The sequence below is a fragment of the Leucobacter sp. USHLN153 genome (genome assembly GCF_037145615.1).
Classification (GTDB): Bacteria; Actinomycetota; Actinomycetes; order Actinomycetales; family Microbacteriaceae; genus Leucobacter.
On sequence record NZ_JBBCXE010000002.1, the window covers coordinates 308,324 to 333,691 of the forward strand.

General features: G+C 67.8%; 24 protein-coding genes, 1 tRNA gene and 1 other RNA gene. 12 read left to right on the forward strand and 14 right to left on the reverse strand.

Annotated elements, in window-relative coordinates:
• Window positions 1–136: 136 nt before the first annotated feature.
• From WFH00_RS04595 to WFH00_RS04625, 7 genes are all read right to left on the reverse strand, one after another.
• Window positions 137–340: a methionine aminopeptidase gene (locus tag WFH00_RS04595; protein ID WP_336659454.1), complete on the reverse strand. Its 204-nt coding sequence runs from the start codon at window positions 338–340 to the stop codon at window positions 137–139.
• Between the two features lie 133 nt (window positions 341–473).
• Window positions 474–853, reverse strand: an RNA gene (gene rnpB / locus WFH00_RS04600) — RNase P RNA component class A.
• Between the two features lie 83 nt (window positions 854–936).
• On the reverse strand, window positions 937–1,671 hold the full coding sequence (locus WFH00_RS04605) for a zinc ribbon domain-containing protein (protein ID WP_336659455.1): 735 nt from the start codon (window positions 1,669–1,671) through the stop codon (window positions 937–939).
• Window positions 1,672–1,714: 43 nt separating this feature from the next.
• Window positions 1,715–2,572, reverse strand: a complete 858-nt coding sequence (locus tag WFH00_RS04610; RefSeq protein WP_336659456.1) for a Nif3-like dinuclear metal center hexameric protein — start codon at window positions 2,570–2,572, stop codon at window positions 1,715–1,717.
• 5 nt (window positions 2,573–2,577) lie between these two features.
• Window positions 2,578–3,243 carry a methionine ABC transporter permease gene (locus WFH00_RS04615; protein WP_336659457.1) on the reverse strand — a complete coding sequence of 222 codons (666 nt, stop codon included), beginning with the start codon at window positions 3,241–3,243 and terminating at the stop codon, window positions 2,578–2,580.
• Window positions 3,244–4,272 carry a methionine ABC transporter ATP-binding protein gene (locus WFH00_RS04620; RefSeq protein WP_336659459.1) on the reverse strand — a complete coding sequence of 343 codons (1,029 nt, stop codon included), beginning with the start codon at window positions 4,270–4,272 and terminating at the stop codon, window positions 3,244–3,246. It abuts the gene before it with no gap.
• Between the two features lie 84 nt (window positions 4,273–4,356).
• Complete coding sequence (locus WFH00_RS04625) at window positions 4,357–5,262, reverse strand: MetQ/NlpA family ABC transporter substrate-binding protein (RefSeq protein ID WP_336659461.1); 906 nt, start codon at window positions 5,260–5,262, stop codon at window positions 4,357–4,359.
• 244 nt (window positions 5,263–5,506) lie between these two features.
• Here WFH00_RS04625 and WFH00_RS04630 point away from each other — a divergent pair, with 244 nt between their 5' ends.
• From WFH00_RS04630 to WFH00_RS04645, 4 genes are all read left to right on the forward strand, one after another.
• Window positions 5,507–6,943: a glyceraldehyde-3-phosphate dehydrogenase gene (locus WFH00_RS04630; RefSeq protein ID WP_336659462.1), complete on the forward strand. Its 1,437-nt coding sequence runs from the start codon at window positions 5,507–5,509 to the stop codon at window positions 6,941–6,943.
• Between the two features lie 51 nt (window positions 6,944–6,994).
• Window positions 6,995–7,840 carry a universal stress protein gene (locus tag WFH00_RS04635; protein ID WP_336659463.1) on the forward strand — a complete coding sequence of 282 codons (846 nt, stop codon included), beginning with the start codon at window positions 6,995–6,997 and terminating at the stop codon, window positions 7,838–7,840.
• Between the two features lie 85 nt (window positions 7,841–7,925).
• Window positions 7,926–8,573: an MBL fold metallo-hydrolase gene (locus WFH00_RS04640; protein WP_336659464.1), complete on the forward strand. Its 648-nt coding sequence runs from the start codon at window positions 7,926–7,928 to the stop codon at window positions 8,571–8,573.
• A gap of 116 nt (window positions 8,574–8,689) precedes the next feature.
• A complete protein-coding gene (locus WFH00_RS04645) occupies window positions 8,690–9,940 on the forward strand; it encodes an MFS transporter (RefSeq protein ID WP_336659465.1) in 1,251 nt (416 codons plus the stop codon).
• Between the two features lie 3 nt (window positions 9,941–9,943).
• On the opposite strand, the gene WFH00_RS04650 is transcribed toward WFH00_RS04645, so the two are convergent.
• Together WFH00_RS04650 and WFH00_RS04655 are read right to left on the reverse strand one after the other, a co-directional pair.
• Window positions 9,944–11,038 carry a glutathione S-transferase family protein gene (locus WFH00_RS04650; protein WP_336659466.1) on the reverse strand — a complete coding sequence of 365 codons (1,095 nt, stop codon included), beginning with the start codon at window positions 11,036–11,038 and terminating at the stop codon, window positions 9,944–9,946.
• Between the two features lie 104 nt (window positions 11,039–11,142).
• Window positions 11,143–11,715 carry a flavin reductase family protein gene (locus tag WFH00_RS04655; RefSeq protein ID WP_336659467.1) on the reverse strand — a complete coding sequence of 191 codons (573 nt, stop codon included), beginning with the start codon at window positions 11,713–11,715 and terminating at the stop codon, window positions 11,143–11,145.
• A 164-nt stretch (window positions 11,716–11,879) separates the two neighbouring features.
• Here WFH00_RS04655 and WFH00_RS04660 point away from each other — a divergent pair, with 164 nt between their 5' ends.
• Entirely contained in the window at window positions 11,880–12,365 is a 486-nt protein-coding gene (locus WFH00_RS04660; protein WP_336659468.1) for a glutathione peroxidase, read from the forward strand.
• 45 nt (window positions 12,366–12,410) lie between these two features.
• On the opposite strand, the gene WFH00_RS04665 is transcribed toward WFH00_RS04660, so the two are convergent.
• Together WFH00_RS04665 and WFH00_RS04670 are read right to left on the reverse strand one after the other, a co-directional pair.
• Window positions 12,411–12,484 (reverse strand) — tRNA-Val (locus WFH00_RS04665).
• A gap of 100 nt (window positions 12,485–12,584) precedes the next feature.
• Window positions 12,585–13,046 (reverse strand): peroxiredoxin, encoded by a 462-nt coding sequence (locus WFH00_RS04670; RefSeq protein WP_336659469.1) that lies wholly within the window; start codon window positions 13,044–13,046, stop codon window positions 12,585–12,587.
• Window positions 13,047–13,259: 213 nt separating this feature from the next.
• Here WFH00_RS04670 and aceE point away from each other — a divergent pair, with 213 nt between their 5' ends.
• The 7 genes from aceE (at window position 13,260) to WFH00_RS04705 (ending at window position 21,805) form a co-directional block, all read left to right on the forward strand.
• The gene (gene aceE, locus WFH00_RS04675; RefSeq protein ID WP_336659470.1) at window positions 13,260–15,986 is read left to right on the forward strand and encodes a pyruvate dehydrogenase (acetyl-transferring), homodimeric type; all 2,727 of its coding nucleotides are present in this window, start codon (window positions 13,260–13,262) and stop codon (window positions 15,984–15,986) included.
• A gap of 31 nt (window positions 15,987–16,017) precedes the next feature.
• Complete coding sequence (locus WFH00_RS04680) at window positions 16,018–17,226, forward strand: PucR family transcriptional regulator (protein WP_336659472.1); 1,209 nt, start codon at window positions 16,018–16,020, stop codon at window positions 17,224–17,226.
• 111 nt (window positions 17,227–17,337) lie between these two features.
• Window positions 17,338–18,258 carry an ACP S-malonyltransferase gene (locus tag WFH00_RS04685; protein ID WP_336659473.1) on the forward strand — a complete coding sequence of 307 codons (921 nt, stop codon included), beginning with the start codon at window positions 17,338–17,340 and terminating at the stop codon, window positions 18,256–18,258.
• A 19-nt stretch (window positions 18,259–18,277) separates the two neighbouring features.
• Window positions 18,278–19,282, forward strand: a complete 1,005-nt coding sequence (locus WFH00_RS04690; protein WP_336659474.1) for a beta-ketoacyl-ACP synthase III — start codon at window positions 18,278–18,280, stop codon at window positions 19,280–19,282.
• A 92-nt stretch (window positions 19,283–19,374) separates the two neighbouring features.
• Window positions 19,375–19,623, forward strand: a complete 249-nt coding sequence (locus WFH00_RS04695) for an acyl carrier protein (protein ID WP_010157098.1) — start codon at window positions 19,375–19,377, stop codon at window positions 19,621–19,623.
• A gap of 126 nt (window positions 19,624–19,749) precedes the next feature.
• The gene (locus WFH00_RS04700; protein ID WP_336659475.1) at window positions 19,750–20,988 is read left to right on the forward strand and encodes a beta-ketoacyl-[acyl-carrier-protein] synthase family protein; all 1,239 of its coding nucleotides are present in this window, start codon (window positions 19,750–19,752) and stop codon (window positions 20,986–20,988) included.
• Between the two features lie 28 nt (window positions 20,989–21,016).
• The gene (locus tag WFH00_RS04705; protein ID WP_336659476.1) at window positions 21,017–21,805 is read left to right on the forward strand and encodes a glutamine amidotransferase; all 789 of its coding nucleotides are present in this window, start codon (window positions 21,017–21,019) and stop codon (window positions 21,803–21,805) included.
• On the opposite strand, the gene efeB is transcribed toward WFH00_RS04705, so the two are convergent.
• From efeB to efeU, 3 genes are read right to left on the reverse strand one after another with little or no spacing between them, the layout of a single operon-like run.
• Window positions 21,787–23,094 carry an iron uptake transporter deferrochelatase/peroxidase subunit gene (efeB, locus tag WFH00_RS04710; RefSeq protein WP_336659477.1) on the reverse strand — a complete coding sequence of 436 codons (1,308 nt, stop codon included), beginning with the start codon at window positions 23,092–23,094 and terminating at the stop codon, window positions 21,787–21,789. The two genes, WFH00_RS04705 and efeB, sit on opposite strands and share 19 nt — an antisense overlap.
• Window positions 23,095–23,098: 4 nt before the next feature.
• Window positions 23,099–24,301: an iron uptake system protein EfeO gene (efeO, locus tag WFH00_RS04715; RefSeq protein ID WP_336659478.1), complete on the reverse strand. Its 1,203-nt coding sequence runs from the start codon at window positions 24,299–24,301 to the stop codon at window positions 23,099–23,101.
• Entirely contained in the window at window positions 24,298–25,248 is a 951-nt protein-coding gene (efeU, locus tag WFH00_RS04720; RefSeq protein ID WP_336659479.1) for an iron uptake transporter permease EfeU, read from the reverse strand. Before efeU ends, efeO begins: the two co-directional genes overlap by 4 nt.
• Between the last annotated feature and the right edge of the window lie 120 nt (window positions 25,249–25,368).

Below are 25,368 nucleotides of genomic sequence, written 5' to 3' on the forward strand. Positions count from 1 at the left end.
CGACGCCTCGCCCGGAGGGTGATCCCGCTCCGCGTGCGATGACTGCGTTCAGACTATCGAGCACCGGTGACAATCGTGTTACGGCCGCCGGTGATCGCTTCAGTGCACTGCGTCAGGGCACTGCTTCAGTGCTGCCTCAGTCTTCCGCGGCCTCTTCATCGCGCCAGGCCTTCGACCGCTCCGCGACGATCTCGTTTGCGCGGGCCGCCTCTTCACGCGTGGTGAACGGGCCGATGCGATCCACCGAGAGCGACTGCGGCCCCTCCTCGACCTGACCGGTGCGCGAGTTGTACCAGTACGTCTCCGAGGGATCGTCGATCCCCCACTCCTGCTTGCTCATCGATCTTCCTCCCCGCGCTCACGCGCCATGCCGACCGGAGGCGACGCGTCCGCGCCGTCCGCTTCCAGCCTATGGGGAACGCGGGCCCCTGCACGAGGGGTGTGTCGCGCAGCTCGAAAACGAAGCGAGAAGGGGAATGGGCCGGATCATACGCCGGGTTCTGTCGCGAGCAGCGAACTGCTCGGTGACGGTCATCTCTCTCGGAGTACCGTTGCCGGCACCCTCTAGCGGCCTACCCGAGGACTCGGCGGGGCGCGTCATCATCCTCTGTCTGGCCTTGCTCCGAACGAGGTTTACCTGGCCGCCCGTGTCACCACGAACGCCGGTGGTCTCTTACACCACCCTTTCAGCCTTACCCGCACGGCGAGCCGTGGGGCGGTCTACTCTCTGTTGCACTTTCTCGCGGGTTGCCCCGGGTGGGCGTTACCCACCGTTCTCCCCTGCGGAGCCCGGACGTTCCTCGGCAGATACGGGGCCAAAACCCCGTTCTGACGCGACCGTCTCACCGACCCATTCCGTGCTCAAGTCTAGGGCACGGGTGAGAGGGTCTCGGGCGCTCGCACGACTCCACGCGACGGAGAGCGCTCCTCCGCCTGCTACGCCTCGGCGTCCTCGGCGCGAACGAGAATCGCGCCGGTCCCCGGGCAGAACACGAGCTCGTCGGGCGCGGCCGCGCGGATTCCGCTGAGTTCGGCGGGCGCGAGCGCCATGTTGCTCGCCTCGGAAACATTCCCGCGCAATCGTGCGGCTCCGATACCGATCCGCGCGCGCAGATCTTCGTAGACGCCGAGCAGATCCCGCTGCAGCTCGGCCGCGAGCCCGTCGCGCTCCTCCGAGTTCGACGCGAGGTCGCGGTCGATGCGCTGCTCGGCTTCGGAGATCTGCTGCTGGATCGCCGCGCGCCGCGCATCCACGCCCGCGAGCACGGTCTGCGCCTCCGCGAACGCAGCCTGGGCGCGCTCCTGGACCTCCATGAGTTCGAGCTCCCGATCCTCGAGCTCGAACTGCCGGCGCGTCAGCGTCTCCAGCTCCGTCTGCAGCGCCTGCGCCTCCTTGCTCGACGTGCTCGCGGCGAGCAACTGCTCGTCGCGGTCGCGGCGCTGCTGCACGAGCGCGACGTCCGACTCCACTCGGGTGATTTCCGCGGTCTGCGCGTCGAGTTCACGCTGGGCGGCCATGAACTGCTCGCGCGCCGATGCTGCTTCAGCTGCGAGGCCGTTCAGCTCCTCGCGCTCCGGGAGGGTCGCGCGCTTGCGGCGAAGCCGTGCGAGGGTGTTGTCGAGGTCTTGGAGATCGAGCAGGAGACGCTGCTGGCGCGGGCTGGCCTTCATAGGAGCAACCCTATCGCGGCCGATCCTGGCCCGCTCAGTACGTTCATCGCTCGCGCGCCCCGACCGAGAACACCCACGGGTCAGTGCGGGCGGTGCTCACTCGGAACTCAGTGCCGGGGAGCCGCGCAGCGAGTCGACGCGCCGCGCCCTCGAGCCAGAGCGACTCGCTCGCCCAGTGCGCGACGTCAATGAGCGCTGGCCCCCCTCCCGCGATCGCGCTCTCGAGCGCCTCCTGCGCGGGGTGGTGGCGCAGGTCCGAGGTGACGTACACGTCGGAGGAACGCACGACCGGGTGATCGAGCAGGCTGTCACCAGCGCCTCCGAGGAGCGACACCCGCTTCACGAGGCGGCCAGGATCGCCGGCGACGCGGGCGCCCGACACCGTCTCGGGCAGCACCGCGGCCACCCGCTCGGCAAACGCGGCGAGGCTCATCGCTTCGGGCAGCTCGCCGACGCGCCCGATCCCGATCGTCGGATCGCTCGAGTGCGGCACGATCGGCGTCGCACCCAGGAGCCTGAGCCGCTCCGCGATCACCGCGGAGACGCCGCCCGCGGGTTGATCCGCGTTCGTGTGCGCGGCGTACAGCCCGCACCCGCCCCGGATCAGGCGCGCGAGCAGTGCCCCCTTCGACGTGTCCTCGGCGAGCGTGTGAACGCCGCGCAGCAGGAGCGGGTGATGCGTGAACAGCGCGTCCGCGCCCCACGCCAGCGCCTCGTCCACGGTGACGCGGGTCGCGTCCACGGCGAGCAGCACGCGGCGGAGCGGTGCGTCGTCCGCCCCCGACACGAGCCCCACGCGATCCCAGCTCTCCGCGGTAGAGACGGGCCAGAACTCGTCAGCAATCTCACGCAACTCACTGAGCGTGTGCGAGTGCTCTTCGACTATTACCTCTTCACCCATCCCGCTCACCTCCGCAGCAGCTTTCGCGCGAGCAGATTGCCAAGCAACTGCACGATCTGCACGATCACGATGATGATGAGCACCGCGGCCCAGGTCACCCAGGGGTTGAACTGCCGGTAGCCGTACTGCAGCGCCAGGTTTCCGAGCCCGCCGCCGCCGATGACACCCGCCATCGCGGTCATATCGACGACCGCGATGAACGCGAAGGTGTAACCGAGCACGACCGGCCCGAGCCCCTCGGGGATGAGCACCGCGAGAATCGAGCGAATCGGGCCCGCTCCCATCGCTCGGGATGCCTCGATCACTCCCGGAGGCACCGTGAGCAGGTTCTGCTCCACGAGCCGCGCGATACCGAAGGTCGCCGCGAAGGTGAGCACGAAGATCAGGGCCGGATCGCCGATGCCCGTGCCGACTACGACGCGTGCCAGGGGCTGGATCGCCGCGATGAGAATGACGAACGGGATAGGCCGGAAGAAGTTCACGAGGAAGTTCAGCACCCAGTAGACGGCGCGGTTCTGCAAGATACCGCCCTGGCGCGTGACCGTGAGCAGAACCCCGATGAGGAGCCCGAGCAGGCCGCCGAGGCCCATGGCGATGACGACGTAGGTCAGCGTCTGCACGGTCGCGTCGAGGAACTTGCCGTTCTGCAGCAGTTCGAGCAGGTTGTCCATTTAGGCCAGCACCTCCAGCGTCGTCTCCTGAGCGAGCGCAGCGACGGCGTGCTCGACCTTCAGGTCCTCACCGATGAGCTCGAGCGTGAGCCGCCCGAAACTGCGCCCGCCGACGTCCGTGATGCCGCCGTGCACGATGTTCACGCCGACGCCGCGCTCGGCGAGGGTGCGGAACACCAGCGGCTGATCCACATCGCCGTCTCGGAAGGTCAGCGACACGAGGCGGCCGCGGTGCCGCTTGCGCAGTTCCTCGAGGTGCTCGGCAGCGGGTTCGGTCGGCAGCGCGGTCGCGACGAAGCGCCGCGTCGTGTCGGACTGCGGCGCCGAGAAGACGTCGAAGACCTCGCCCTGCTCGACGGCGCGACCGGAGTCCATGACCGTCACGCGGTGCGCGATCTCGCGGACGACCTCCATCTCGTGCGTGATGAGGATGATCGTGATGCCGAGTTCCGCATTCACTCGCTGCAGCAGCGCGAGCACCTCTCGCGAGGTCTGCGGATCGAGCGCGCTCGTCGCCTCATCGGCGAGGAGCACGCCCGGGCTCGTCGCGAGGGCGCGCGCAATGCCGACGCGCTGCTTTTGACCGCCCGAGAGCTGGTCCGTGAACGCCTGCGCCTTGTCGGCGAGGCCGACGAACTCGAGCATCTCCGCAACGCGGCGCTTGCGCTCGGCCGCCGGTACTCCTGCGACGATGAGCGGATACTCGACGTTCTTCGCAACCTTCTTCGAGTGGAAGAGGTTGAACTGCTGGAAGATCATGCCGATGCGGCCGCGGACGTCTCGCAGCTTCGACTCGGGGAGCGCGGTGATCTCGTCCTCGCCGACCAGGATCCGCCCGCCCGTCGCGTGCTCCAGGCCGTTCACGAGCCTGAGCAGCGTGCTCTTGCCGGCCCCGGAATAGCCGATGATGGCGTGGATCTCGCCGGATGCGACGTCGATCGATACGTCGTCGACGGCGACCACCGGAGCGGCGTTCCCACCGCGGCCCGGGTAGCGCTTCGACACGCCGATCATCTGGACGCGGGTCATCGCGTCTCCCTTCGGATCACGGAAACGGGGCGCTCGGAAACTTCCGAACGCCCCGATCCTATGCGGTGCTTACGACATTGACGGTTACTGGTTCTCCCGGATCTGCGCCTCAGCGTCATCCTGGATCTCACGCAGCTCATCTGCCGGGGTATCGAGCAGGATCGCCGAGTCGCCGGAGTTCTCCATCACGCCGTCCTGAACGTCCTGGTTCGTCTGGTAGATCTCCACGAGCTTCTGGTAGGTCTCGTTGTCCTGATCCTCAGCCCGCGCCGCGAAGATGTTGATGAAGTACTTCGCGCCCTCGTCGCTCGGATCGTCCTGGTACAGCGCCTCCGAGAACTCGAGGCCCGCGTCGGTGACGAAGTCGTTGTTCACGACCGCCGCGTCGACGTCCGCGAGCGAGGTCGCGGTGAAGGACGCGTCCATCTCGGTGACCTCCACCTTCGACTTCGCGGTGTCGACATCGTCGGGCGTGGAGAACAGCGTGCCCCCGTCGGAGAGCTCGATGAGGCCGGCCGCCTGCAGCACGTTCAGCGCACGCGCGCGGTTGCTCGGGTCGGAGGGCACTGCGACGGTGCCGCCCTTCGGGATGTCCTCGAGGGTGTCGTGCTTCGTGGAAAAGATGCCGAGCGGGTAAATCGCGGTCGCGCCGATGGTGACAAGATCGTCGTCGTTCGACACGTTGTAGTCGGCGAGGTACTGGATGTGCTGGAACTGGTTCAGATCGAGCTCGCCCTCGCTCAGCGCGGGGTTCGGCTGGTTGTAGTCGGTGAAGTCGATGAGCTCGACGTTGATGCCCTCTTCCGCGGCGGCGTCAGTGAACGTCTCCCAGTACGCGTCGCTCGCGCCCACGACGCCGATCTTGACGGTCTCGTCGGCGCCGGAATCGCCGCCGTCGTCGGAAGCCGAGCAGCCCGTGAGCGCCGTCGCGGTGGCGAGGGCGAGGGCGGTGAGCGAAGCGGCCCAGGTGCCGCGCTTGGTGAAGGTCATCGTCAGTCCTCAATACATCGATACGGGCGGGCACTCGGAGCTGCGGGCCCTGCCGCGGGAATTGCTGTCGCATTCCAGCATGCGCTACAGAGCCGTCCTGACGAAATCATTCGTGTCACACAGCGTCATGGCGCGCTCAGCCTGGCGCGGGGGTGGTCCATGGGATACTGGAGGCAGGCGTCCAACGTCTCCGGCGGGCAGGCCGATCCCCCATGTCATCCCTTGGAAGGAACCCACCGTTCACATGAACCATCGTGCTGATGCTCATCTCGAAGCGTGGAAGGCGAAGCAGGAACTCGCCGAGCGGATGATCCCGCTCATCGGCCAGCTGTACCGTGACCACGACGTCGTGATGTCCATCCACGGCCGCAGTCTGATCGGCCGCTCACCCGTCGACATCATCCGGGCGCACAGCTTCGCGCGCAAGATCGACGATGTCGAACTGCCGCTCGAAGAGACCTCGGCCATCGTCTCGGCGATCGCGGAGATCCAGCCCGGCCCCGTGTCGGTCGACCTCGCGCTGCTCGCGAACGACTTCCGCGCTTCCGGCAGCGACGACCTCGACGGCTTCCTGCGGTCGGCTCTCGCACCGGCGATCGGTGCGCAGCCCGGCGGCGGCACCGACGTCGTGCTCTACGGCTTCGGGCGGATCGGGCGCCTGCTCGCTCGTATCATCATCGAGCACTCGGGCAGCGGCAACGGCCTCAATTTGCGCGCCATAGTCGTGCGTCGCGGTTCGGAGAACGACCTCGAGAAGCGCGCGAATCTCCTCAAGCGCGACTCGGTGCACGGCGCGTTCAACGGCACCATCAAGGTACTCGAGGACGAGAACGTGATCCTCGCGAACGGCGTGCGCATCCAGGTCATCTACGCGAACGACCCCGCGGACGTCGACTACACGCAGTATGGCATCGAGGACGCGATCCTCGTCGACAATACGGGCCGCTGGCGCGATGCCGAGGGCCTCGAGCAGCACCTGAAGAACACCGGGATCGGGCGCGTGCTCCTCACCGCGCCCGGAAAGGGCGACCTGCTGAACGTCGTCTACGGCGTGAATCACGACGCGATCACGGATCAGCCGATTCTGAGCGCGGCATCGTGCACGACGAACGCGATCACGCCGGTGCTGAAGGTGCTGAACGACCGCTTCGGAGTGAGCCGCGGGCACGTCGAGACCGTGCACTCGTACACGAACGATCAGAACCTCACCGACAACTTCCACAAGGGCGCCCGCCGCGGCCGCGCCGCCGCGCTGAACATGGTGCTCGCCGAGACCGGTGCAGCGAAGGCCGTCGCGAAGGCGCTGCCCGAGTTCGCCGGCAAGCTGACCGGCAACGCGATCCGCGTTCCCACGCCCGATGTGTCGATGGCGGTGCTCAACCTGCAGTTCGAGCAGGAGACCACGCGTGAAGAGGTTAATGCGGCGCTCGAGCAGGTGTCGCTGACAGGGGCCCTGCGCACGCAGATCGACTACGTCGAGTCCGACGAGATCGTGTCGACCGACTTCGTCGGCTCGAACCGCGCCGGGATCGTCGATGGTCTCGCGACCATCGTCACCGGTGACAGCGCAGTGGTGTACGTCTGGTACGACAACGAGTACGGTTACAGCTGCCAGGTCGTCCGCATCGTCGAGCACCTCGCGGGCGTGCACCCGGCGCACCTGCCGGCGCTCGAAAGCTGAGTCGTCGCGGCCCTGCTCGCCACCCACGTCGAAAGAGAGAAAGGACAGATCATGTCTGAGAAGTACCTCATTGGAGTCGATGGATCCGAGCAGAGCAGGGTCGCCCTCGCCTGGGGCCTCGCGCGCGCAACCGAGCGCGGGGCGGCAGTCGAACTCATCCACGTCGCCGACGACTCGTTCCTCTCCGAGAGCGTTGCCTTCCTCTCGGAGGCGCAGGCCGCATCTGAGCAGATGCTCCAGGTCGAGACAGAATACGCGCGGTCGCTGGGCTTCACCGGTCCCATCGTCGGCACCGCCGTGGTGGGACACCCGATCGCCGAGGTCGAAGAGGCGTCGAAGCGCTCGGACCTCGTGATTCTAGGCGCACACCAGGGTGGGCGCTTTTCCGGCTCGTTCTTCGGTACGCGCGCCGTGAAGGTCGCCGCAACGTCCCGCTGCCCTGTGGCCGTGATCCCGAAGACGGAACCGTCGCCCAACGCGCCGGTCGTCGTCGGCGTCGACGGCTCCGAGGCGTCGCGCAAGGCTATCGAGTTCGCCGCCGAACAGGCTTCCCGCCGCGATGTCCCGCTGGTCGCGGTGTACGCGTGGATGCCGCCGCTCACGCCGGGCCTCGAGTACCTGTGGAGCGAGGAACTCGTTGAGTCGCAGCGCGCGGTTGCCGAAGAGGCCATCGCCATCGGCACGGCGGGCCTCACTCAGCGTTACCCCGACCTCGAGGTGCGACGCGAGATCGTGCAGTCGCCGCCTGTCGCTGCACTCGTGCAAGCCGCCGAAGGTGCCGAATTGCTGGTCGTCGGCAGCCGCGGTCGCGGTGGCATCACGCGTCTGCTCCTCGGCTCGGTCAGTCACGGAGTGCTGCAGGCGCTCCCCTGCCCGACCATCGTCACTCGCGCATAGCTCGCGGTGTCGCGCGGCGGGCGTCGCGGCCTGTCGCGTGATTCTGAAGCCCTGACTCGAGACGAACGACACAGAAAGGCGCACCATGAACGCACGCATCGAGCGGGTCGTCACGCACGGCAGTCTTCTCGTCGATCGGGGCGGCCCGGAACCCGAGGCGCTCCCGATCGAGAACAACGTGTGGATCGTCGGTGACGACGAGCAGGTGGTGGTCATCGACGCGAGCCACGATGCCGCGGCGATCGCGACGGCGGTCGGCGACCGTGAGACGCTCGGGATTCTGCTCACTCACGGGCACAACGATCACGTGAACGCCGCCGTCGAACTCGCGGAACGTCTCGACGCGCTCGTCTACTTGCATCCCGCTGATCTGTTCCTCTGGCAGAGCACCTACGGCGCCGATTCCGCGCCCGACATCGAACTCGCCCAGGGCGCAACGTTTCTCGTGGCCGGCGTCGAACTCGCGACGCTGCACACTCCGGGCCACACCCCTGGCTCCGTTTGCTTCGCAGCTCCGGCCCTCGACACCGTGTTCTCCGGCGACACGCTCTTCTCCGGCGGGCCGGGGGCGACTCGCTGGGACTACTCGAGCTTCGACCAGATCCTCGACTCCATCGAGACGCGCCTGTTCACGCTTCCTGGAGAAACGGTCGCGCGCCCGGGTCACGGCGATTCCACGACGATCGCGGTCGAGCGACCCGACCTCGACGCTTGGCGGGCACGCGGCTTCTGACACTGCCCGGCCCGAAAGCGACTAGGCTATTCAGGTTGCCCTCGTGCGGCAGCGCTTCGCAGACCGGCCTGCGCCGACCGCTGCCGACGATCCATTTCTCGGGAAGGTCTCCGCAGATGACTCAGCTCACCCCGCTCCGGCGAGGTTTCGCACTGTTCGCGCTTGCTCTCGGCGGGTTCGGGATCGGCGTGACCGAATTCGCGACGATGGGTGTGCTCCCGCAGATCGCCGCTGACCTGCTGCCAGGCTTCGCCGAGTCGCCGACCACGGTGATCGCGCAGGCGGGGTGGCTCATCACTGCCTACGCGCTCGGGGTCGTGGTGGGGGCGCCGACCTTCGCCGTGCTCGCGGCCCGGATGTCGCAGTCGAAGCTCACGTTCCTGCTGCTCGGGCTCTTCATCCTGGGCACGCTGGCCTCCGTGTTCATGCCGACGTTCGGCTCGCTCTTCGTCGCGCGCTTCATTTCCGCTCTTCCACACGGGGCCTACTTCGGCGTGGCCTCGCTGCTCGCCGCCCGCATCATGGGTCCCGGGATGCAGGGGCGCGGGATCGCCCTCGCGCTCTCTGGCCTCGCGGTGGCGAATGTCATCGGCGTGCCGCTCGCCACGTGGATCGGGCAGACCGCCGGGTGGAGATGGGCGTACGTGCTAGTCGCCGTGATCTTCGCGGCGACGCTGATCCTCTGCCTGGTCTTCCTCCCCCGCTACCCGGGCAACCCGGAGCGCAGTCCCCTGAAGGAGCTGTCTGCGCTTCGCAACCCGCGTCTCTGGCTCATGATCGCTGTGGGCGCAATCGGATTCGGTGGGTTCTTCGCGGTGTACTCGTACATCGCCGAGGTCACCACGCGCGTTGCAGGTCTCGCTCCCAGCACCGTGCCGTGGGTGCTCGCCGGACTCGGCGTCGGAATGACGATCGGCAATGTTGTGGGTGGCTGGGCGAGCGACAAGAACATCAATCGCACGACGCTCATCGGTTTCGGCGGACTCATCGTCGTGCTGATCGCATACTCTTTGCTCGCCTGGAGCCCCGCGGGCCTCGTCATCTGCACGTTCCTGCTCGGCGCCACCTCGTCGATGTTGACTCCGTCCATCCAGTCCCGCTTGATTCGCGTCGCGGGGAAAGCGGAACTCTTCGGCGCTGCAATGAATCACGCTTCCTTTAACATCGGAAACAGCCTGGGAGCGGCTCTCGGCGGTCTCGTTATCGCCAGCGGATTCGGCTATTTGGCGCCCGGGTGGGTGGGCGTCTCGCTGGCCTCAGCCGGCTTGGTGCTCGCGCTCGCGGCCGTCGCTGTGGAACGCCGCGACAAGGCTAACAATCTCGACACTGTCGGGATCCGAGTGCCTCAGCCGGTCGGAACGGAGTAGCCGCTAGGCGAGGGGTGTCGGAGGCGTACCATCACCGAACGGTGCTCCCCCGAGGCGCTCGCGCCCGTGAGGGTCGCGCCAGTTCGCGAGGTCGGGCCCGAGCGGCACGATCCGCGTTGGATTGATGTCGGCGTGCGTGCCGTAGTAGTGCTGCTTGATCTGCGTGAAATCGATGGTGTCGCCGAAACCTGGCGTCTGGAAGAGGTCACGCGCGTAGCCCCACAGGTGCTCCATCTCGCTGAGCTTGTTCCGGTTCGCCTTGAAGTGCCCGTGGTACACGGGATCGAAGCGTGCGAGGGTCGTGAAGAGGCGCACGTCGGCCTCGGTGATCGTCTCGCCCATCAGGTAGCGTCGCGTCGAGAGCCGCTCTTCGAGCCAGTCCATCGCGGTCCAGAGGCGCTCGTATGCTGCGTCGTAGGCCTCCTGGCTGCCGGCGAAGCCGCAGCGGTACACCCCGTTGTTCACCTCGGTGAAGATCCGCTCGATCACCGGCCACATCTCATCGAAGAGGTTCGCCGGCAGTAGGTCGGGCGCACCGGGACGGTGGAACTCGCGCCACTCCGTCGAGAAGTCGAGTGTCATCTGCGGGTAGTCGTTGGTGACCACCCCGCCGCTCGGGATGTCGACGATCGCGGGAACGGTGATGCCTCGCGGATAGCCCGGGAAGCGCCGGAAGTAGTGCTCCTGCAACCGCTCGCTTCCGAGCACGGGGTCACGACCGTCGGGGTCGAGATCGAAGGTCCAGGATCGCGCGTCGTGGATCGGGCCCGGCTGCGCGAGCGAGAGCACGTCTTCGAGGCCCAGCAAGCGCCGCACGATGAGTGTGCGATTGGCCCAGGGGCACGCGGCCGCCGCGACGAGTCGGTAACGGCCCGGCTCCACGGGCCATGCTTCGGCGCCGTCGCTCAGGCCGTAGCCGAGCGAGCCGATCTTCGAAGCGGGAGGCGCGGGGAGGTTCCGCACGGCGTCGGGTTCGGCGACGATCCGATCCTCGATGTACTGCGTGTCGCGCTCGAAGGCCTGGCCTCCCGTCACATAGCTCCCCATGCTCTGCTCGGTCTGCTGCTCAATCCGCTGCTCGTCAGTGCGCTCAGCCATCGGTGCCCCCGTTCGGTCAGTACTGCGGTCAGCTCTGCGCGCCGCTCGCCGCGACGCGCCCCGCGTGCGAAGCGGTCTGCTCGTCGCACGCAGCTGCTTCGATGCTAGGGGCGATCCGCCGACGGAAGGGTGTGGAATTCCCGATTCACATAGACCATCGGGTCGGCCGATTCACCGAACACCGCCTCGATCACCTCGGCGATGACGACGACGGACGGGCCGACGGGAGTCGTCTGGATCGGACGGCAGCGGAGCGCGACGCGGGTGGCTTCGAGGTGGGGCTCACCGGTCTCGAGGAAGCTCCACCCCTGTTCGGGGGTGAAACGCTCGGCTCCCGACACCGCGAAGGCCTGCGCAACCGCGGCGTGACGCGAGTCCAGCAGGTGGACCAGATGGGTCTCCGCGCCGAGCACGCCACCCGCACTGCCGGTCGCGCGCGTCACGGAGAAGGCGATCGCCGGCGGATCGATACCCACCGACGCCACGCTCGAGGCCGTGAGACCGACGGGACCCTCCGGGGTCATGGCCGTGATGAGCGAGACACCCGACGGGTGCTCACGGAACGCAGCCTTGAGCGCCTCGGCGCCGGAAAGCACCAGCTTTTCGGCGCGATCCGCCGCCTCTTCCGCGCTTACTGCGCTCGGAAGCGCCGTCGTCTTCTCCGTTGCCAGGCTCATGCGGTCCCTGCCTCTCGTCTTCGTGCGCGACCCCGATCGCGGGGCAGCGCGAGCGCAACTCGAGCGCAGTTCTCATCGATTGCCCACTCGAGCGCCCTGCTCGTCATGTACCTCAACATATCGTCGACCGCCGACATTCCTGGGCCGAAGCGTAAGCTGGCGTCATGGAACTGCGAGAAATCCCGTTCACCACTATCAATGGCGAGCCGGCATCGCTCGCGGATTACGAGGGACGCGCCGTGCTCGTCGTGAACGTCGCGTCGAAGTGCGGCCTGACGCCCCAGTATTCGAAACTCGAGGCGCTGCAGCAGCGGTACGAGGATCGGGGCCTCACGGTGCTCGGGTTCCCCTGCAATCAGTTCATGAATCAGGAGCCAGGGGACGCCGAGACTATCGCGACCTTCTGCTCAGCGACATACGGCGTGACGTTCCCGCTGATGGAGAAGATCAAGGTGAACGGCCGCAACAAGCACCCGCTGTACGAGCAGCTGCGAGAGGTGCCGGATGCCGACGGCAAGGCCGGCCGCATCAAGTGGAACTTCGAGAAGTTCCTCGTCGCGCCCGATGGTTCGGTCTCGCGCTTCCGCCCGACCACCGAGCCCGATGATCCGGCGGTCATCGCGGCGATCGAGGCCGCGCTCCCCCGCTAAGTGGCGGATCGGGCCCCGCGCCGAACGTCCGGCCGATCAATACGGTGCGCCCGGAGGGACTCGAACCCCCGACCCTCTCGGTGTAAACGAGATGCTCTAACCAACTGAGCTACAGGCGCAAAACCGGAACGCGCAAGCGGATTCCGACCTCACACAGCATAGGGGAAACCGCGGGGCGGGAGCGAATCGCGCGCCGCGGAACCTCCTCACGGCTGAGCCCTACGCCAGCGTCGCGAGCGCCTCGCGGTACGCCGCGAGATCGCGGGCCTCTCCCGGAGCGGTTTCGAAGGACGCCAGAATGCGTCGATCCTGCCCGATCAAGAGCGTCGCCCGGGTCGCGATGCCCGCCTCCTCGACGAAGACCCCGTAATCGCGGGCGGTCGCTCCGTGCGGCCAGAAGTCCGAGAGGATCGAGAAGTCGTAGCCCTCCTGCGCCGCCCAGGCTCGGAGCGCGTGCACGGAGTCGACGGAGATGCCGAGGAGCCGCGCACCGCGCTCCTCGAACAGCGCGAGGTTGTCGCGGAGCGCGCAGAGTTCCCCGGTGCAGATGCCCGAGAACGCGAGCGGGAAGAACACGAGGGCGACCGGCCCGTCGGTGACGAGTTCCGACAGCACGAGCTCCTCGCCGTGCTGATCCGAAAGTGTAAAATCGGGGGCGATTTCGCCGGCCGCGGGCACCATGTGCGTCTCCAGTTCTGGGCGGTGAACGCCCCTCGTGCAGTGGATTTTGCCGGTTTTACCCTAGCCTTCCCCGCGACCCTTTGTCGGGATCCTCACATAAGTTCGATAGTCTGAAGACACACCCGCGAATCCAGCGGGCGCCTTCGTGCTGCGCGCTCAGGCAACAACCGGCCCCCAGCTCGCGCACGCCTCATGGTGAATGGAGCACAAATCTTGGCTGTGAACACGCAGGATCCGTACGCACGGGACAACAACGATCAGGATCCGCAGGAGACGGCTGAGTGGCGCGAGTCCCTCGACGCCGTCGTCGAGGAACGCGGTGCCGGTCGAGGCCGCGAGATCATGACGAGCCTGCTCGACCGCTCGCGTCAGCTGCACCTCAACGTGCCGCAGGTGCCTACTACGGACTACGTGAACACCATCGCCTCCAATGACGAGCCGGAGTTCCCGGGCAACGAGGAGCTCGAGCGCAAGTACCGCTCCTGGCTCCGCTGGAACGCTGCGATGACGGTGCATCGCGCGCAGGCGCCCGGGATCGGCGTCGGCGGTCACATTTCGACGTACGCCTCGGCGGCTTCGCTCTACGAGGTCGGGTTCAACCACTTCTTCCGCGGGCAGGATCACCCGGGCGGCGGCGACCAGATCTTCGCGCAGGGCCACGCCTCCCCCGGCATGTACGCCCGCGCCTTCCTCGAGGGTCGGCTCACTGCGGATCAGCTCGACGGCTTCCGTCAGGAGAAGTCGCACCCGGGCGGCGGCCTGCCGAGCTACCCGCACCCGCGCCTCGCGCCCGAGTTCTGGCAGTTCCCCACGGTGTCGATGGGCCTCGGTCCGATCAACGCGATCTACCAGGCGCAGCTCAACAAGTACCTCACGAACCGCGGCATCAAGGATGCCTCGGACCAGCATGTGTGGGCGTTCCTGGGCGATGGCGAGATGGACGAGGTCGAGAGCCGCGGCCAGCTGCAGGTCGCCGCGAACGAGGGCCTGGACAACCTCACCTTCGTGATCAACTGCAACCTGCAGCGCCTCGACGGTCCGGTGCGCGGCAACGGAAAAATCATCCAGGAGCTCGAGAGCTTCTTCCGCGGCGCGGGCTGGAACGTCATCAAGGTCATCTGGGGCCGCGAGTGGGACGACCTGCTCGAGCGCGACATCGACGGCGCACTGCTCAACGTCATGAACACGACGCCCGATGGCGACTACCAGACGTACAAGGCCGAGAACGGCGCGTACATTCGCAACCACTTCTTCGGTAAGGACGAGCGCGCTCTGCACCTCGTCGACGACTACACCGACGACCAGATCTGGAAGCTCCGCCGTGGCGGCCACGACTACCGCAAGGTATACGCGGCATACGCGGCCGCACTCGCGCACAAGGGCCGCCCGACCGTGATCCTCGCGAAGACGGTCAAGGGCTACGGCCTCGGCCCGCACTTCGAGGGCCGCAACGCGACCCACCAGATGAAGAAGATGACGCTGGACGACCTCAAGACGTTCCGCGACACCATGCACATCCCCATTAGCGACGCGCAGCTCGAGGCGGATCCCTACCGCCCGCCCTACTACTTCCCGGGCGAGAACGACGAGGCGATCCAGTACATCCACGAGCGCCGCCGCGCGCTGGGTGGCTACCTGCCGGAGCGCCGCACCAAGCACACCGAGCTCGCGCTCCCCGAGAAGAAGACCTATGCGATCGCCGCGAAGGGCTCGGGCACGCAGGAAGCTGCGACCACGATGGTGTTCGTGCGTCTGCTGAAGGACCTCATGCGCGACAAGTCCTTCGGGCCGCGCATCGTGCCGATCATTCCCGACGAGGCCCGCACCTTCGGTATGGACTCGTACTTCCCGACGTCGAAGATCTACAACCCGAACGGGCAGAACTACGTCTCCGTCGACCGCGAGCTGCTGCTCGCCTACAAGGAGAGCCCGCAGGGCGTGCTCCTGCACGTCGGCATCAACGAGGCCGGCGCTGCGGCTGCCTTTACCGCGGTCGGCACCTCGTACTCGACCCAGGGCGAGCCGCTGATCCCGATCTACATCTTCTACTCGATGTTCGGCTTCCAGCGCACCGGTGACGCCTTCTGGGCGGCCGGTGACCAGATGGCGCGCGGCTTCGTCGTGGGCGCCACCGCGGGTCGCACCACACTGACGGGCGAGGGCCTGCAGCACGCGGATGGTCACTCGATCGCTCTCGCGGCGACGAACCCCGCTGTCGTCTCCTACGACGCCGCGTACGGCTACGAGCTCGGTCACATCGTGCGCTCGGGCATCGAGCGCATGTACGGCGGGCAGCACCCGGACCCCAACGTCATGTACTACCTCACCGTGTACAACGAGCCGATCGTGCACCCGGCCGAGCCGGAGAACGTCGATGTCGAGGGCATCGTCCGCGGCATTCATCGCGTGCGCCCCGCTTCCGAGGGCACGCACCACGCGCAGATCCTCGCGTCGGGCGTTGCGGTTCCCTGGGCCCTCGAGGCCCAGGCGATCCTCGCCCGCGACTGGGACGTGGCGGCCGATGTCTGGAGCGTCACGAGCTGGACCGAGCTGAGCCGCGACGGCGTCGCCGCCGAGAAGCACAACTTCCAGAACTTCGGCGACGATCCTCAGGTGCCGTACCTCACCGAGAAGCTCCGTGACGCCGAGGGCCCCGTGGTCGCCGTCAGCGACTGGGCCACCCAGGTGCCGGAGCAGATCCGCCCGTTCGTACCGGGCGACTACTCCGTGCTCGGCGCCGACGGCTTCGGCTTCTCCGACACCCGCGCCGCCGCTCGCCGCTACTTCGGCATCGACCGCGAGTCGGTCGTCGTCAAGGTGCTGCAGCGTCTCGCACTGCAGGGCAAGATCGACGCGGATGTCCCCCGCCGCGCCGCCGAGCAGTACCGTCTCAGCGACGTGAACGCCGGCACCACGGGCGGAGCGGGTGGAGAGTCCTGAGTGAGCGTCAAGGCTTCGTGAAGTCACGCGCATGGACCAGATGAAGGCAGGGGAACTCGCCTGGTTGCGCACCATCACCGGGGAGCTCTCGACGAGAACGATCACTCGTCTCGACGAGACGCTCCCCTGGTACGGCAACATGCCGCCGAGCCGCCGCTCCGCAGTGGGGCTCGTCGCGCAGACGGGTATTAGTTCGTTCATTCAGTGGTACGAGGATCCGACGTCGACGCCGTGGATCGCGTCCGACGTGTTCAGTTCCGCGCCGCGCGAGCTGCTGCGCTCGATCAGCTTGCAGGAGACGCTGCAGCTGATCCGCGTTGTGGTGTCGGTCGTCGAGGAGCGCGTCGCCCCGCGGAGTGAGGCGCTGCGCGAGGCGGTGCTGCACTACTCACGCGACGTGGCGTTCGCCGCGGCTGACGTGTATGCCCGGGCCGCTGAGGCACGCGGGCTCTGGGACGCTCGCCTCGAGGCTCTCGTCGTCGACTCGATCCTCACGGGCGAGAGCGACGATGAGCTGCCGAGCCGCATCGCCGCCCTCGGGTGGCATGGCGACGGCGAGGCCGCGGTGCTCGTGGGCACGGCAGAGCGTTTCGTCGATGTGGATCAGCTGCGCCGCTCTGCGCGTCACGCCGGTGCCGACGTGCTGATCGGCCTGCAGGGTACGCGCCTCGTGCTCGTGCTCGGTCGCGTCGATAGTGCTGCGAAGGAACCGGGCTCCGAGGAGGAACCGCTGACGTTCCTCGAGATCGCGACGGGGCTCGCGGACGGTTTCTCGGACGGACCGCTCGTGCTCGGACCGACCGTCGACAACCTGGTGGACGCATCGCGGAGTGCGCGCGCGGCTCTCGCGGGTGTGGCGGTCGCCCGGTCGTGGCGCCACGCCCCCCGACCGGTGCACGCCGACGATCTGCTCCCTGAGCGGGCGCTCGCGGGTGACGGGCTCGCGCGTCGCACGCTCATCGAGCAGATCTACGAGCCCCTGGCGGCCCACTCGGGTGAGCTGCTCGAGACGCTGTGGTGCTACCTCGACAACGGGCGCTCGCTGGAGGCGACGGCTCGCGAGCTCTTCGTGCACCCGAACACGGTGCGCTACCGGCTCAAGAAGGTTTCGGACGTCATCGGCTGGAACGCGACGGGCGCACGCGAGGCGCTGATTCTGCAGTCGGCGCTCATCGCGGGATCGATCGCGCAGCACGGCCGTCGCCCGTCGCTGCGCAAGCGCGAGGGGCCTCGGCAGTAACGAGGTGACCGCCCCGAGCGCCACGTCTGCTGCGCTTTCCGACAAAGAAATCCACGAACTGTGGTCGGTAATATGCATGTCTTGCCGCTTCTATCTGAGAAACTGGAACACGTGATTGTCATCGCCAGCCCCGGACAGGGCTCTCAAACACCCGGCTTTCTGGCCCCGTGGCTCGAACTTCCCGGCGCGCGCGACTTCCTCGGTGATGCGTCGGAATACGCCGGCATCGACCTGATCGCTCACGGCACCGTGAGCGACGCGGACACGATCCGCGACACCGCGATCGCGCAGCCGCTGATCGTTGCGGCGAGCATCCTCGCGTGGCGTGAGCTTTCGGCTCGCGTCTCGATCGCGGACGCGGGCCTCGCGGGTCACTCGGTGGGCGAGTTCGCGGCCGCGGCAGCCGCGGGAGTGCTCTCGGAGGGCGACGCGTTGCGTCTCGTGGCTGTGCGCGGGCGCGCAATGGCCGAGGCGGCCGCTCGTGTTGAGACGGGCATGGCGGCGGTAGTCGGCGGTGTCGAGGCCGATGTGCTCGCCAAGATCGAGGAGCATGGGCTCACCCCGGCGAATCGCAACGGCGGCGGGCAGATCGTCGCTGCGGGGCCGCGCCCGGCGCTCGAGGCACTCGCGGCCGACGCGCCCCGCGGTGCCCGTGTGATCGCTCTGCAGGTGGCAGGCGCCTTCCACACCGACGCCATGTCGTCGGCGATTCCGGTGCTGCGCGAGGCGGCCGAGGGTGTGACGCCGTCGGATCCGCGTCACCCGCTCTGGACCAACGCCGATGGCTCGCGTGTGACGAGCGGCACCGACTTCGTCGCGCGCCTCGTGTCGCAGATCGCTAGCCCGGTGCGTTGGGATCTCTGCATGTCGGGCTTCCAGGAGGCCGGCATCAGCGGGCTCATCGAGCTGCTCCCGGCCGGCGCCCTCTCCGGCATCGCGAAGCGCGCACTGAAGGGCGTGCCCGCCGTCGCCATCAAGACCCCCGAAGACTTGGACGCGGCCGTGGCTCTCGCCACTGGTGCCGCGGCCTGACCGGAACGGAAATCTGCAAATGCCTGCTCTCGTGCAGCCCTCGGGCCCCGCGCACACTCGCATCCTCTCGATCGGCGCCGCCCGCGGCGACCTCGACGTGCCGAACGACGACCTCGTCGGCCCGATCGATTCCTCGGACGAGTGGATCCGTCAGCGGACCGGCATCATCCAGCGCCGTCGCGCGAGCCGCTCGGTCGAGGCGGTCGACCTCGCCGTTGCCGCCGGCGAGGAAGCCATCACGAAGTCGGGTCTCGACCGTTCAGAGATCGACGGGGTGATCATTTCCACGATCTCGAACGTCGCGGTGACGCCGTCGATGGCCTCGCTCGCAGCCCACCGGCTTAGCCTCACTCCCGCGGCTGCCTTCGACATTTCCGCTGCGTGCGCGGGCTACGTCTACGGCGTCGCGCAGGCCGACGCGCTCGTGCGCTCGGGCGTGTGCCGCAACGTCCTCGTGATCGGCGCGGAGAAGCTCTCCGACATCGTGGATCCCAGCGACCGCAGCATCTCCTTCCTCCTCGCGGACGGCGCGGGAGCGGTCGTCGTGGGCCCGAGCGATCACACCGGGATCGGCCCCACCGTCTGGGGCTCCGACGGCGAGAAGTGGGACACCATCCGGGTGACCTCGACCTTCGAGGAGTACCGCAACAACCCCGGCGTCGTGCCGTGGCCGACGCTTCGTCAGGATGGCCAGACGGTCTTCCGCTGGGCGGTCTGGGAAATGGCCAAGGTCGCTCGGCAGACGCTCGAGGCCTCGGGCATCGAGGCGGCGGATCTCGCGGCGTTCATTCCCCATCAGGCCAATATGCGCATCGTCGACGAGTTCGCGAAGCAGCTGAAGCTTCCCGACACCGTGGCGATCGGGCGCGACATCGAGATGCAGGGCAATACCTCGGCCGCGTCGATTCCGCTCGCGATGCACGCGCTGCTGCAGGAGCGACCCGAGCTGTCAGGCGGGCTCGCCCTCACGATCGGCTTCGGCGCGGGCCTCGTTTACGGCGCTCAGGTGGTCGAGATCCCCTGATGCGCTGCGCGACACTCGCGCGCCGAAACCCGCGGGGCGCCGCGGCGACATACACTTTCACCGACCCAAATCGATATCAAGGAGAAATACACATGGCATTCAGCAACGAAGAGGTCCTGGCTGGTCTGGCGGAGCTCGTCAACGACGAGACCGGCATTGCGGCGGACGTTGTCGCTCTGGACAAGTCCTTCACCGATGACCTCGACATCGATTCGATCTCGATGATGACCATTGTCGTGAACGCTGAAGAGAAGTTCGACGTCAAGATCCCGGACGAGGAAGTCAAGAACCTCAAGACCGTGGGCGACGCCGTCGATTTCATCGTCAAGGCTCAGGCCTAAGCACTCGGTGCTGAGCGCGGCGCGGCGGCTTTCCGTGGCCCGCGTCCGAGCGGCCACCAGCCGCCGCGCCCGCTCTCTCCGACCCCCATCTTTCCGGCCCCACCCCACATCGCGGAGCACGCACACATGACGAAGAAGATTGTCGTTACCGGCATTGGAGCCTCCTCGCCGATCGGCGGAACGGCACCCGAAAGCTGGCAGGCACTGCTCGCCGGCGAGTCCGGTGTGCGCTCGCTCGACAACGGTTGGGCCGACGAGTACGGTCTTGCGGTGACCTTCGCGGGTACCGCGAAGGTCGATCCTGCGGAAGTGCTGGATCGGCCGGTCGCCAAGCGGCTGGACCCCTCGAGCCGCTTCGCGCTCGTCGCCGCGATCGAGGCGTGGGCCGACGCCGGTTCCCCCGAGGTCGCCTCCGAGCGCCTCGGCGTCGACTGGGCCACAGGCATCGGCGGTCTCTGGACCCTGCTTGATGCCTGGGACACGCTCCGCGAAAAGGGACCGCGCCGCGTCATGCCGCTCACCGTGCCCATGCTGATGCCGAACGCACCCGCAGCGGCGGTGTCGATGCACCTCGAGGCTCGGGCGTATGCGCGCACCGTGGCCTCGGCCTGCGCGTCGAGCACCGAGTCCGTCGTGAACGCGTACGAGCACCTGCAGCTCGGTCTCGCCGACGTGGTAATCGCCGGTGGCGCCGAAGCCGCGATCCACCCCATTACTCTCGCCGCCTTCAACTCGGCGCAGGCGCTGTCGAAGCGCAACGACTCCCCCGAGACGGCTTCCCGCCCCTACAACATCGACCGCGACGGTTTCGTCATGGGCGAGGGCGCTGCCGCACTCGTGCTGGAGACCGAAGAGCACGCGCTCGCCCGCGGCGCCAAGATCTACGCGGAGATCGCCGGCGGCGGCGTGACCGCTGATTCGTACCACATCACGGCGAACGACCCCGAGGGCAAGGGCGCCATCCGCGCGGTGCACCTCGCCCTTGAGCGCGCGAACGCGACGCCCGAGGATGTCACGCACATCAATGCGCACGCGACCTCGACGCCCGTGGGCGACATCGCCGAGTACACGGCGCTGCGCAACGTCTTCGGCGACCGCGTCACCGAGATCCCGGTGTCGGCGACGAAGGCAGCGACCGGCCACCTCCTCGGTGGGACGGGCGCTCTCGAAGCCGTCTTCTCGGTGCTGGCCGTGCAGCAGCGCGTTGCCCCGCCGACGATCAACCTCGTCGACCAGGATCCCGAGATTCCGCTCTCGGTCTCGGGGAGCGCGCAGCAGCTCGGCGATGGCCCGCAGCTGGCGATCTCGAACTCCTTCGGCTTCGGCGGCCACAACGCCGTGCTCGCGATCCGCTCCTACGAGTAACCCGCGGCTCCCGCGGTACGGTAGAGGGATGAAACCGTTCCTGCTCATCACGACGCGCAGCGAGGACGATGTCGCTGCCGATGAGCACGCTGCGTACTGCCGCTTGACCGGCTTGCTGCCCGAGGATCTCGCGTGGATCCGGGCGGATCGCGCGCCGCTCGAGCCGATCGAGTTCGCGGAGTTCTCGGGGATCATCCTCGCGGGGAGCCCCTTCACGGTCAGCGAGCCCGAGGAGCGCAAGTCCGCGACCGAGCGTCGCGTCGAGCGCGATCTCGCGGTGCTGCTCGACGAGGTCGTGCGCCGCGACTTTCCCTTCCTCGGGGTCTGCTACGGGGTCGGCACTATCGGTTCGCACCAGGGGGCGCGCGTCGACCGCACCTACGGCGAGCCCTCGCAGGCGGTGCGCATCAGCTTGACGGACGCCGGGCGAGTCGACGCGCTGCTGCACGAGCTCCCCGAGTCCTTCGACGCGTTCGTCGGGCACAAGGAGGCGATCAGCGAGGTGCCCGCGAGCATTACGGTGCTCGCGAGCTCCCCCACGTGCCCGGTGCAGGCCTTCCGCGTGGGTCGGAACGTCTACGCGACGCAGTTCCACCCGGAGCTCGATACCGCCGCCTTCAGTTCGCGCGTGCGGTCCTACGCCGGGCACGGCTACTTCGAGCCGTCGCAGGCGGAAGCGATTATCGCGACCGCCGAGGCCGCTGACGTGCGGGCATCCCACATGGTGCTGGCGCGCTTCGTCGAGGAGTACCTGGACTCGAATCGCGGCGACCGCAGCCCGCTCGCCGAGTCGCCGAGCTACTCGAAGAGCGCCTGAGCGAGGTACTCCCCGCGCTGCACGCCGCGCGGCACCGCCCACAGCCCCGAACCGACGTGACGGATGTACTCGTTGAGCAGATCCGCCTTCAGCGAGCGCTGCACAGTCACAAACGCCTCGGGATCGCGTTGGAACGTGATGAAGAAGAGCCCCGCGCCGAGCTGGCCGAGCGGGTTCGATCCATCGACGTAGTTGTATCCGCGACGCAGCAGGCGAGCTCCCCCGTTGTTCTCCGGGTGCGCGAGCCGCGCGTGCGCCGCCATGTCCACCGCCGGCTTCGTCGTGTCGCTCGGGTCGGGCGCCGTGAAGTCGAACTCCTCGAACTCTCCGCCGCCCGACAGCGGGCCGCCCTCGCGCTTCGTGCGGCCGAAGACGCGCTCCTGCTCCGCGAGCGACGCACGGTCCCAGCTCTCGATGGTCATTTGTATCTTGCGCGCGACCAGATACGTTCCGCCCTGCATCCAGGCGGGGGCCTCCGAGCCGGCCCAGACATGCTCGGCGAGCGCGGCTGACTCCTCGACCATGATGTTCGCGGTGCCGTCCTTGAAACCGAAGAGATTGCGAGGCGTGTCCTGCGCTCGCGAGGTCGACGCCGTGCGGCCGAAACCGAGCTGACTCCACGCGAGATGGGCGCGGCCCGCGGCGATTCGGGCGAGATTGCGGATCGCGTGCACCGCGACCTGCGGATCGTCGGCGCACGCCTGCACGCAGAGATCCCCGTCGCTCTGCTCGGGCTCCAGCAGGTCGAAGGCGAACGAGGGCAGCGGCTTGAGCGCCGCCGGGAGGCGCTCGGCAATACCGAACGGGTCGTCGACGCCGTCGCGGGGTTCGAACAGGGAGCGGCCGAGGCCGAAGGTGAGGGTGAGGTGGGCAGGATCGAGCCCCTCCGCCTCCCCCGTATCCTCCGGCGGCAGCAACTCGTGCTCCGGCTCGACGCCGGTGCCGACCGCGAGACCGCGCGTCAGGGATTCTGCAGCGGTCGTCCAATCCCGGAGGAGTTCGATGAGATCCTCGCGAGTCGCGCCCGCGAGCATGCGGAACGAGGCGAAGTGGAGGCGATCCTGCGCTGGCGTGGTGACGCCCGCCTGGTGCGCTCCGTGAAACGGCACCGCGCCCGATCCGCCGCTTGCCAAAGCGGGAGCTGCGAGCGCGGCTCCGCCCGCAGCGCCGACGGCGAGACCCGCGACGCCCGCGCCCACCAGGCCGAACAGCCCACGGCGTGACGGGCGAAGCTTCGGGCCCTCGCTCGCCTCACTCACCTCGCTCGCGGTATCGGAATCGTGCTGCATCGTGTTAGTTCGCGATCACCGCTGCGGTGAGCTCGGACATCGGCTCGCTGAGGGCCGTGAGCTGCGCCGCGAGGGCGTTGCGCTCCTCCTGGGTCACGGTGTCGTAGAAGACGAAGCCATCCTCGTAGTTGCCGTAGCTCGCGAGGAGCTCGAGCATGCTGTCGAAGCGCTTCTCGAGCTCGGCGGCGAGATCCTCGTGACCGTTCGCCTCTGCCGCCGCCCGCACCGTGTCGAACGCGACCTGCGCGCCCTCGACGTTCGCCGTGAAGTCGTAGAGGTCCGTGTGAGCGAACTCGTTCTCCTCGCCCGGAAGCTTGCCGTCGGGCGCCGCGATCTCATCGAGCAGGCCCTTCGCACCCTCGGTGATGTCCGCCAGCGTCAGCGTAAACTCGGGGTCCGCGACCTTGTCCTTCAGCTCCGTGACGTCGGCGACGAGCTGCGCACCGAGATCCTTGCGCTCGGCATCGGTCAGCGGGGTGAGATCGGGATCGCCGGCGTAGTCGCCGTTCGCGACTGCCGCGTCGTTCCAGAGATCCATTTCGATCCGGTGGAAGCCGGTGAAGGGAATGCCCTCCTCGTCGGCGCCCGGCTTGCGGTAGTCGATCTTCGGGTCGAGGTCGCCGAACTGCTCGGCGGTCGGCTCGATGCGCTCGTAGTTCACGCGAGCGAGCGGGAACAGCCGCTTGGCCTCCTCATCGTCACCCGCGGTGTAGGCGTCCACGAAGGCCTGCACCTCGGGCAGCAGCTCCTCCGTCTGTGCCTTCACGTACCCCACGTACTGCTCCACCATCGCGGCGTCCTCGGGCGAGGTCTCGAGCGCGTCGCCCTCGACGGTGAAGCCCGCCTGCCCGACGCCCGCGCCGATCATGCCGGGCTTGCAGCTCGTGAAGTACTCACCCGGGCCCACCTGCACGGTGAGATCGCGGCTCGCGCCCGGCGCGATGTTCTCGACCTCACCGACGATGGTGAGCTCGTTGCTGCCGAGCACGTAGAACTCGTTGACCTTCGAACCGTCGTTCTTCACCGTGAACGTGACCGTGCCGCTCGGGGCGCTCGTCGTCTCGACCGCGCAGTCGGTGTCACTCGCGGTCACGGCGATCGACTCGCCGCTCGGGGCGGCGTTCGGCACGCAGCCGGTGAGGAGCAGCGCGCCGGAGGTCACAGCGAGGATGCCGAAGGCGGCGCGTCGGGAGGACACGGGATTCACGGGGTTCCTTTCGAGGAAGCGGTCACGGGCTCGGGGCGAGCGACCGTGGTCGTCTTGAGGGCTGCGCGCTGCGCGCGTGCGGCCCGATCCTGCGCGAACGATGCGCGGAGGAAGATCGTGAGCGTGGGAATCAGGAACGCCAGCCAGGCGATGACCTCGAGCCACGTCATCTCGGGCGAGAAGCCGAGCGTGCCCTTCAGCAGCGCACCGAGCACGCCGTCGGGCGCGATGACGTGCGAGACGCGGAAGGCCCAGGCGGACTCGCCGTACCAGCTCGCGATGACACCGCTCGCGCCCGCGGGTGCTTCAGCGAACGGCCCCGGAAGCAGTGCCGCCTCCTGCAGGTCATGGATGCCGTAGGCGAGCACGCCGGCCGCGAACACGACAAGGAGCACGCCCGACCAACGGAAGAAGCGGGAAAGGTTGACGCGGATCATGCCGCGGAACAGGGCGTAACCGAGGATCACGGCGAGCAGAATTCCCGAGACCGCGGTGAGGAAACCGACGAGCGGAGAGAGGTCGCTCGCGCGAGTGGTCGCCCAGATGAAGAGCGCGGTCTCGAGACCCTCGCGACCCACCGACACGAAGCCGAGCGCTGCGACCGCCCAGCCATTGCCGATGATCGCGCGATCGACCTGGCCCCGCAGCTCGGCGCTCAAGCCGTGTGAGGCGCGCAGCATCCAGAACACCATCCAGGTGACCATGCCGACCGCGAGGATCGAGAGCGATCCTCCGATCGCCTCCTGGGCGCGGAACGACAGGCCGTACGCCCCGAAGGTCAGCACGCCGCCGACGATGAGCGAGAGCAGGATCGCGGCGCCGACACCTACCCAAATCTTGATGGCCGCGTCGCGCCTACCGAGCTGCCGCACGTACGCCAGTAGAATGCTGACCACCAGCGCGGCCTCGAGCCCCTCACGGAGGCCAATGAGCAGCGTTCCAATCATGCAGCGGGCCTTTCGCCTACGTGTGACCTAAGTAAGGCCCCCCTCACTTACGAATCTAGCACATCAGATGAACGCGCTCTGTCACTGCGCCGGAACGCGGAAAAGGCGGGCACGATCCGT

What these genes read in the sequence shown, in the direction of transcription:
- efeB (WP_336659477.1), bottom strand. Translation starts at nt 23,094, where the DNA reads ATGCAGCACGATTCCGATACCGCGAGCGAGGTGAGTGAGGCGAGCGAG.
- WFH00_RS04620 (WP_336659459.1), bottom strand. Translation starts at nt 4,272, where the DNA reads ATGACCCGCGTCCAGATGATCGGCGTGTCGAAGCGCTACCCGGGCCGC.
- WFH00_RS04605 (WP_336659455.1), bottom strand. Translation starts at nt 1,671, where the DNA reads ATGAAGGCCAGCCCGCGCCAGCAGCGTCTCCTGCTCGATCTCCAAGAC.
- WFH00_RS04650 (WP_336659466.1), bottom strand. Translation starts at nt 11,038, where the DNA reads ATGGCTGAGCGCACTGACGAGCAGCGGATTGAGCAGCAGACCGAGCAG.
- WFH00_RS04690 (WP_336659474.1), top strand. Translation starts at nt 18,278, where the DNA reads ATGCCTGCTCTCGTGCAGCCCTCGGGCCCCGCGCACACTCGCATCCTC.
- WFH00_RS04695 (WP_010157098.1), top strand. Translation starts at nt 19,375, where the DNA reads ATGGCATTCAGCAACGAAGAGGTCCTGGCTGGTCTGGCGGAGCTCGTC.
- WFH00_RS04670 (WP_336659469.1), bottom strand. Translation starts at nt 13,046, where the DNA reads ATGGTGCCCGCGGCCGGCGAAATCGCCCCCGATTTTACACTTTCGGAT.
- WFH00_RS04655 (WP_336659467.1), bottom strand. Translation starts at nt 11,715, where the DNA reads ATGAGCCTGGCAACGGAGAAGACGACGGCGCTTCCGAGCGCAGTAAGC.
- WFH00_RS04610 (WP_336659456.1), bottom strand. Translation starts at nt 2,572, where the DNA reads ATGGGTGAAGAGGTAATAGTCGAAGAGCACTCGCACACGCTCAGTGAG.
- WFH00_RS04700 (WP_336659475.1), top strand. Translation starts at nt 19,750, where the DNA reads ATGACGAAGAAGATTGTCGTTACCGGCATTGGAGCCTCCTCGCCGATC.
- WFH00_RS04595 (WP_336659454.1), bottom strand. Translation starts at nt 340, where the DNA reads ATGAGCAAGCAGGAGTGGGGGATCGACGATCCCTCGGAGACGTACTGG.
- WFH00_RS04705 (WP_336659476.1), top strand. Translation starts at nt 21,017, where the DNA reads ATGAAACCGTTCCTGCTCATCACGACGCGCAGCGAGGACGATGTCGCT.
- WFH00_RS04635 (WP_336659463.1), top strand. Translation starts at nt 6,995, where the DNA reads ATGTCTGAGAAGTACCTCATTGGAGTCGATGGATCCGAGCAGAGCAGG.
- WFH00_RS04630 (WP_336659462.1), top strand. Translation starts at nt 5,507, where the DNA reads ATGAACCATCGTGCTGATGCTCATCTCGAAGCGTGGAAGGCGAAGCAG.
- WFH00_RS04645 (WP_336659465.1), top strand. Translation starts at nt 8,690, where the DNA reads ATGACTCAGCTCACCCCGCTCCGGCGAGGTTTCGCACTGTTCGCGCTT.
- WFH00_RS04625 (WP_336659461.1), bottom strand. Translation starts at nt 5,262, where the DNA reads ATGACCTTCACCAAGCGCGGCACCTGGGCCGCTTCGCTCACCGCCCTC.
- efeU (WP_336659479.1), bottom strand. Translation starts at nt 25,248, where the DNA reads ATGATTGGAACGCTGCTCATTGGCCTCCGTGAGGGGCTCGAGGCCGCG.
- WFH00_RS04680 (WP_336659472.1), top strand. Translation starts at nt 16,018, where the DNA reads ATGGACCAGATGAAGGCAGGGGAACTCGCCTGGTTGCGCACCATCACC.
- WFH00_RS04615 (WP_336659457.1), bottom strand. Translation starts at nt 3,243, where the DNA reads ATGGACAACCTGCTCGAACTGCTGCAGAACGGCAAGTTCCTCGACGCG.
- WFH00_RS04660 (WP_336659468.1), top strand. Translation starts at nt 11,880, where the DNA reads ATGGAACTGCGAGAAATCCCGTTCACCACTATCAATGGCGAGCCGGCA.
- WFH00_RS04640 (WP_336659464.1), top strand. Translation starts at nt 7,926, where the DNA reads ATGAACGCACGCATCGAGCGGGTCGTCACGCACGGCAGTCTTCTCGTC.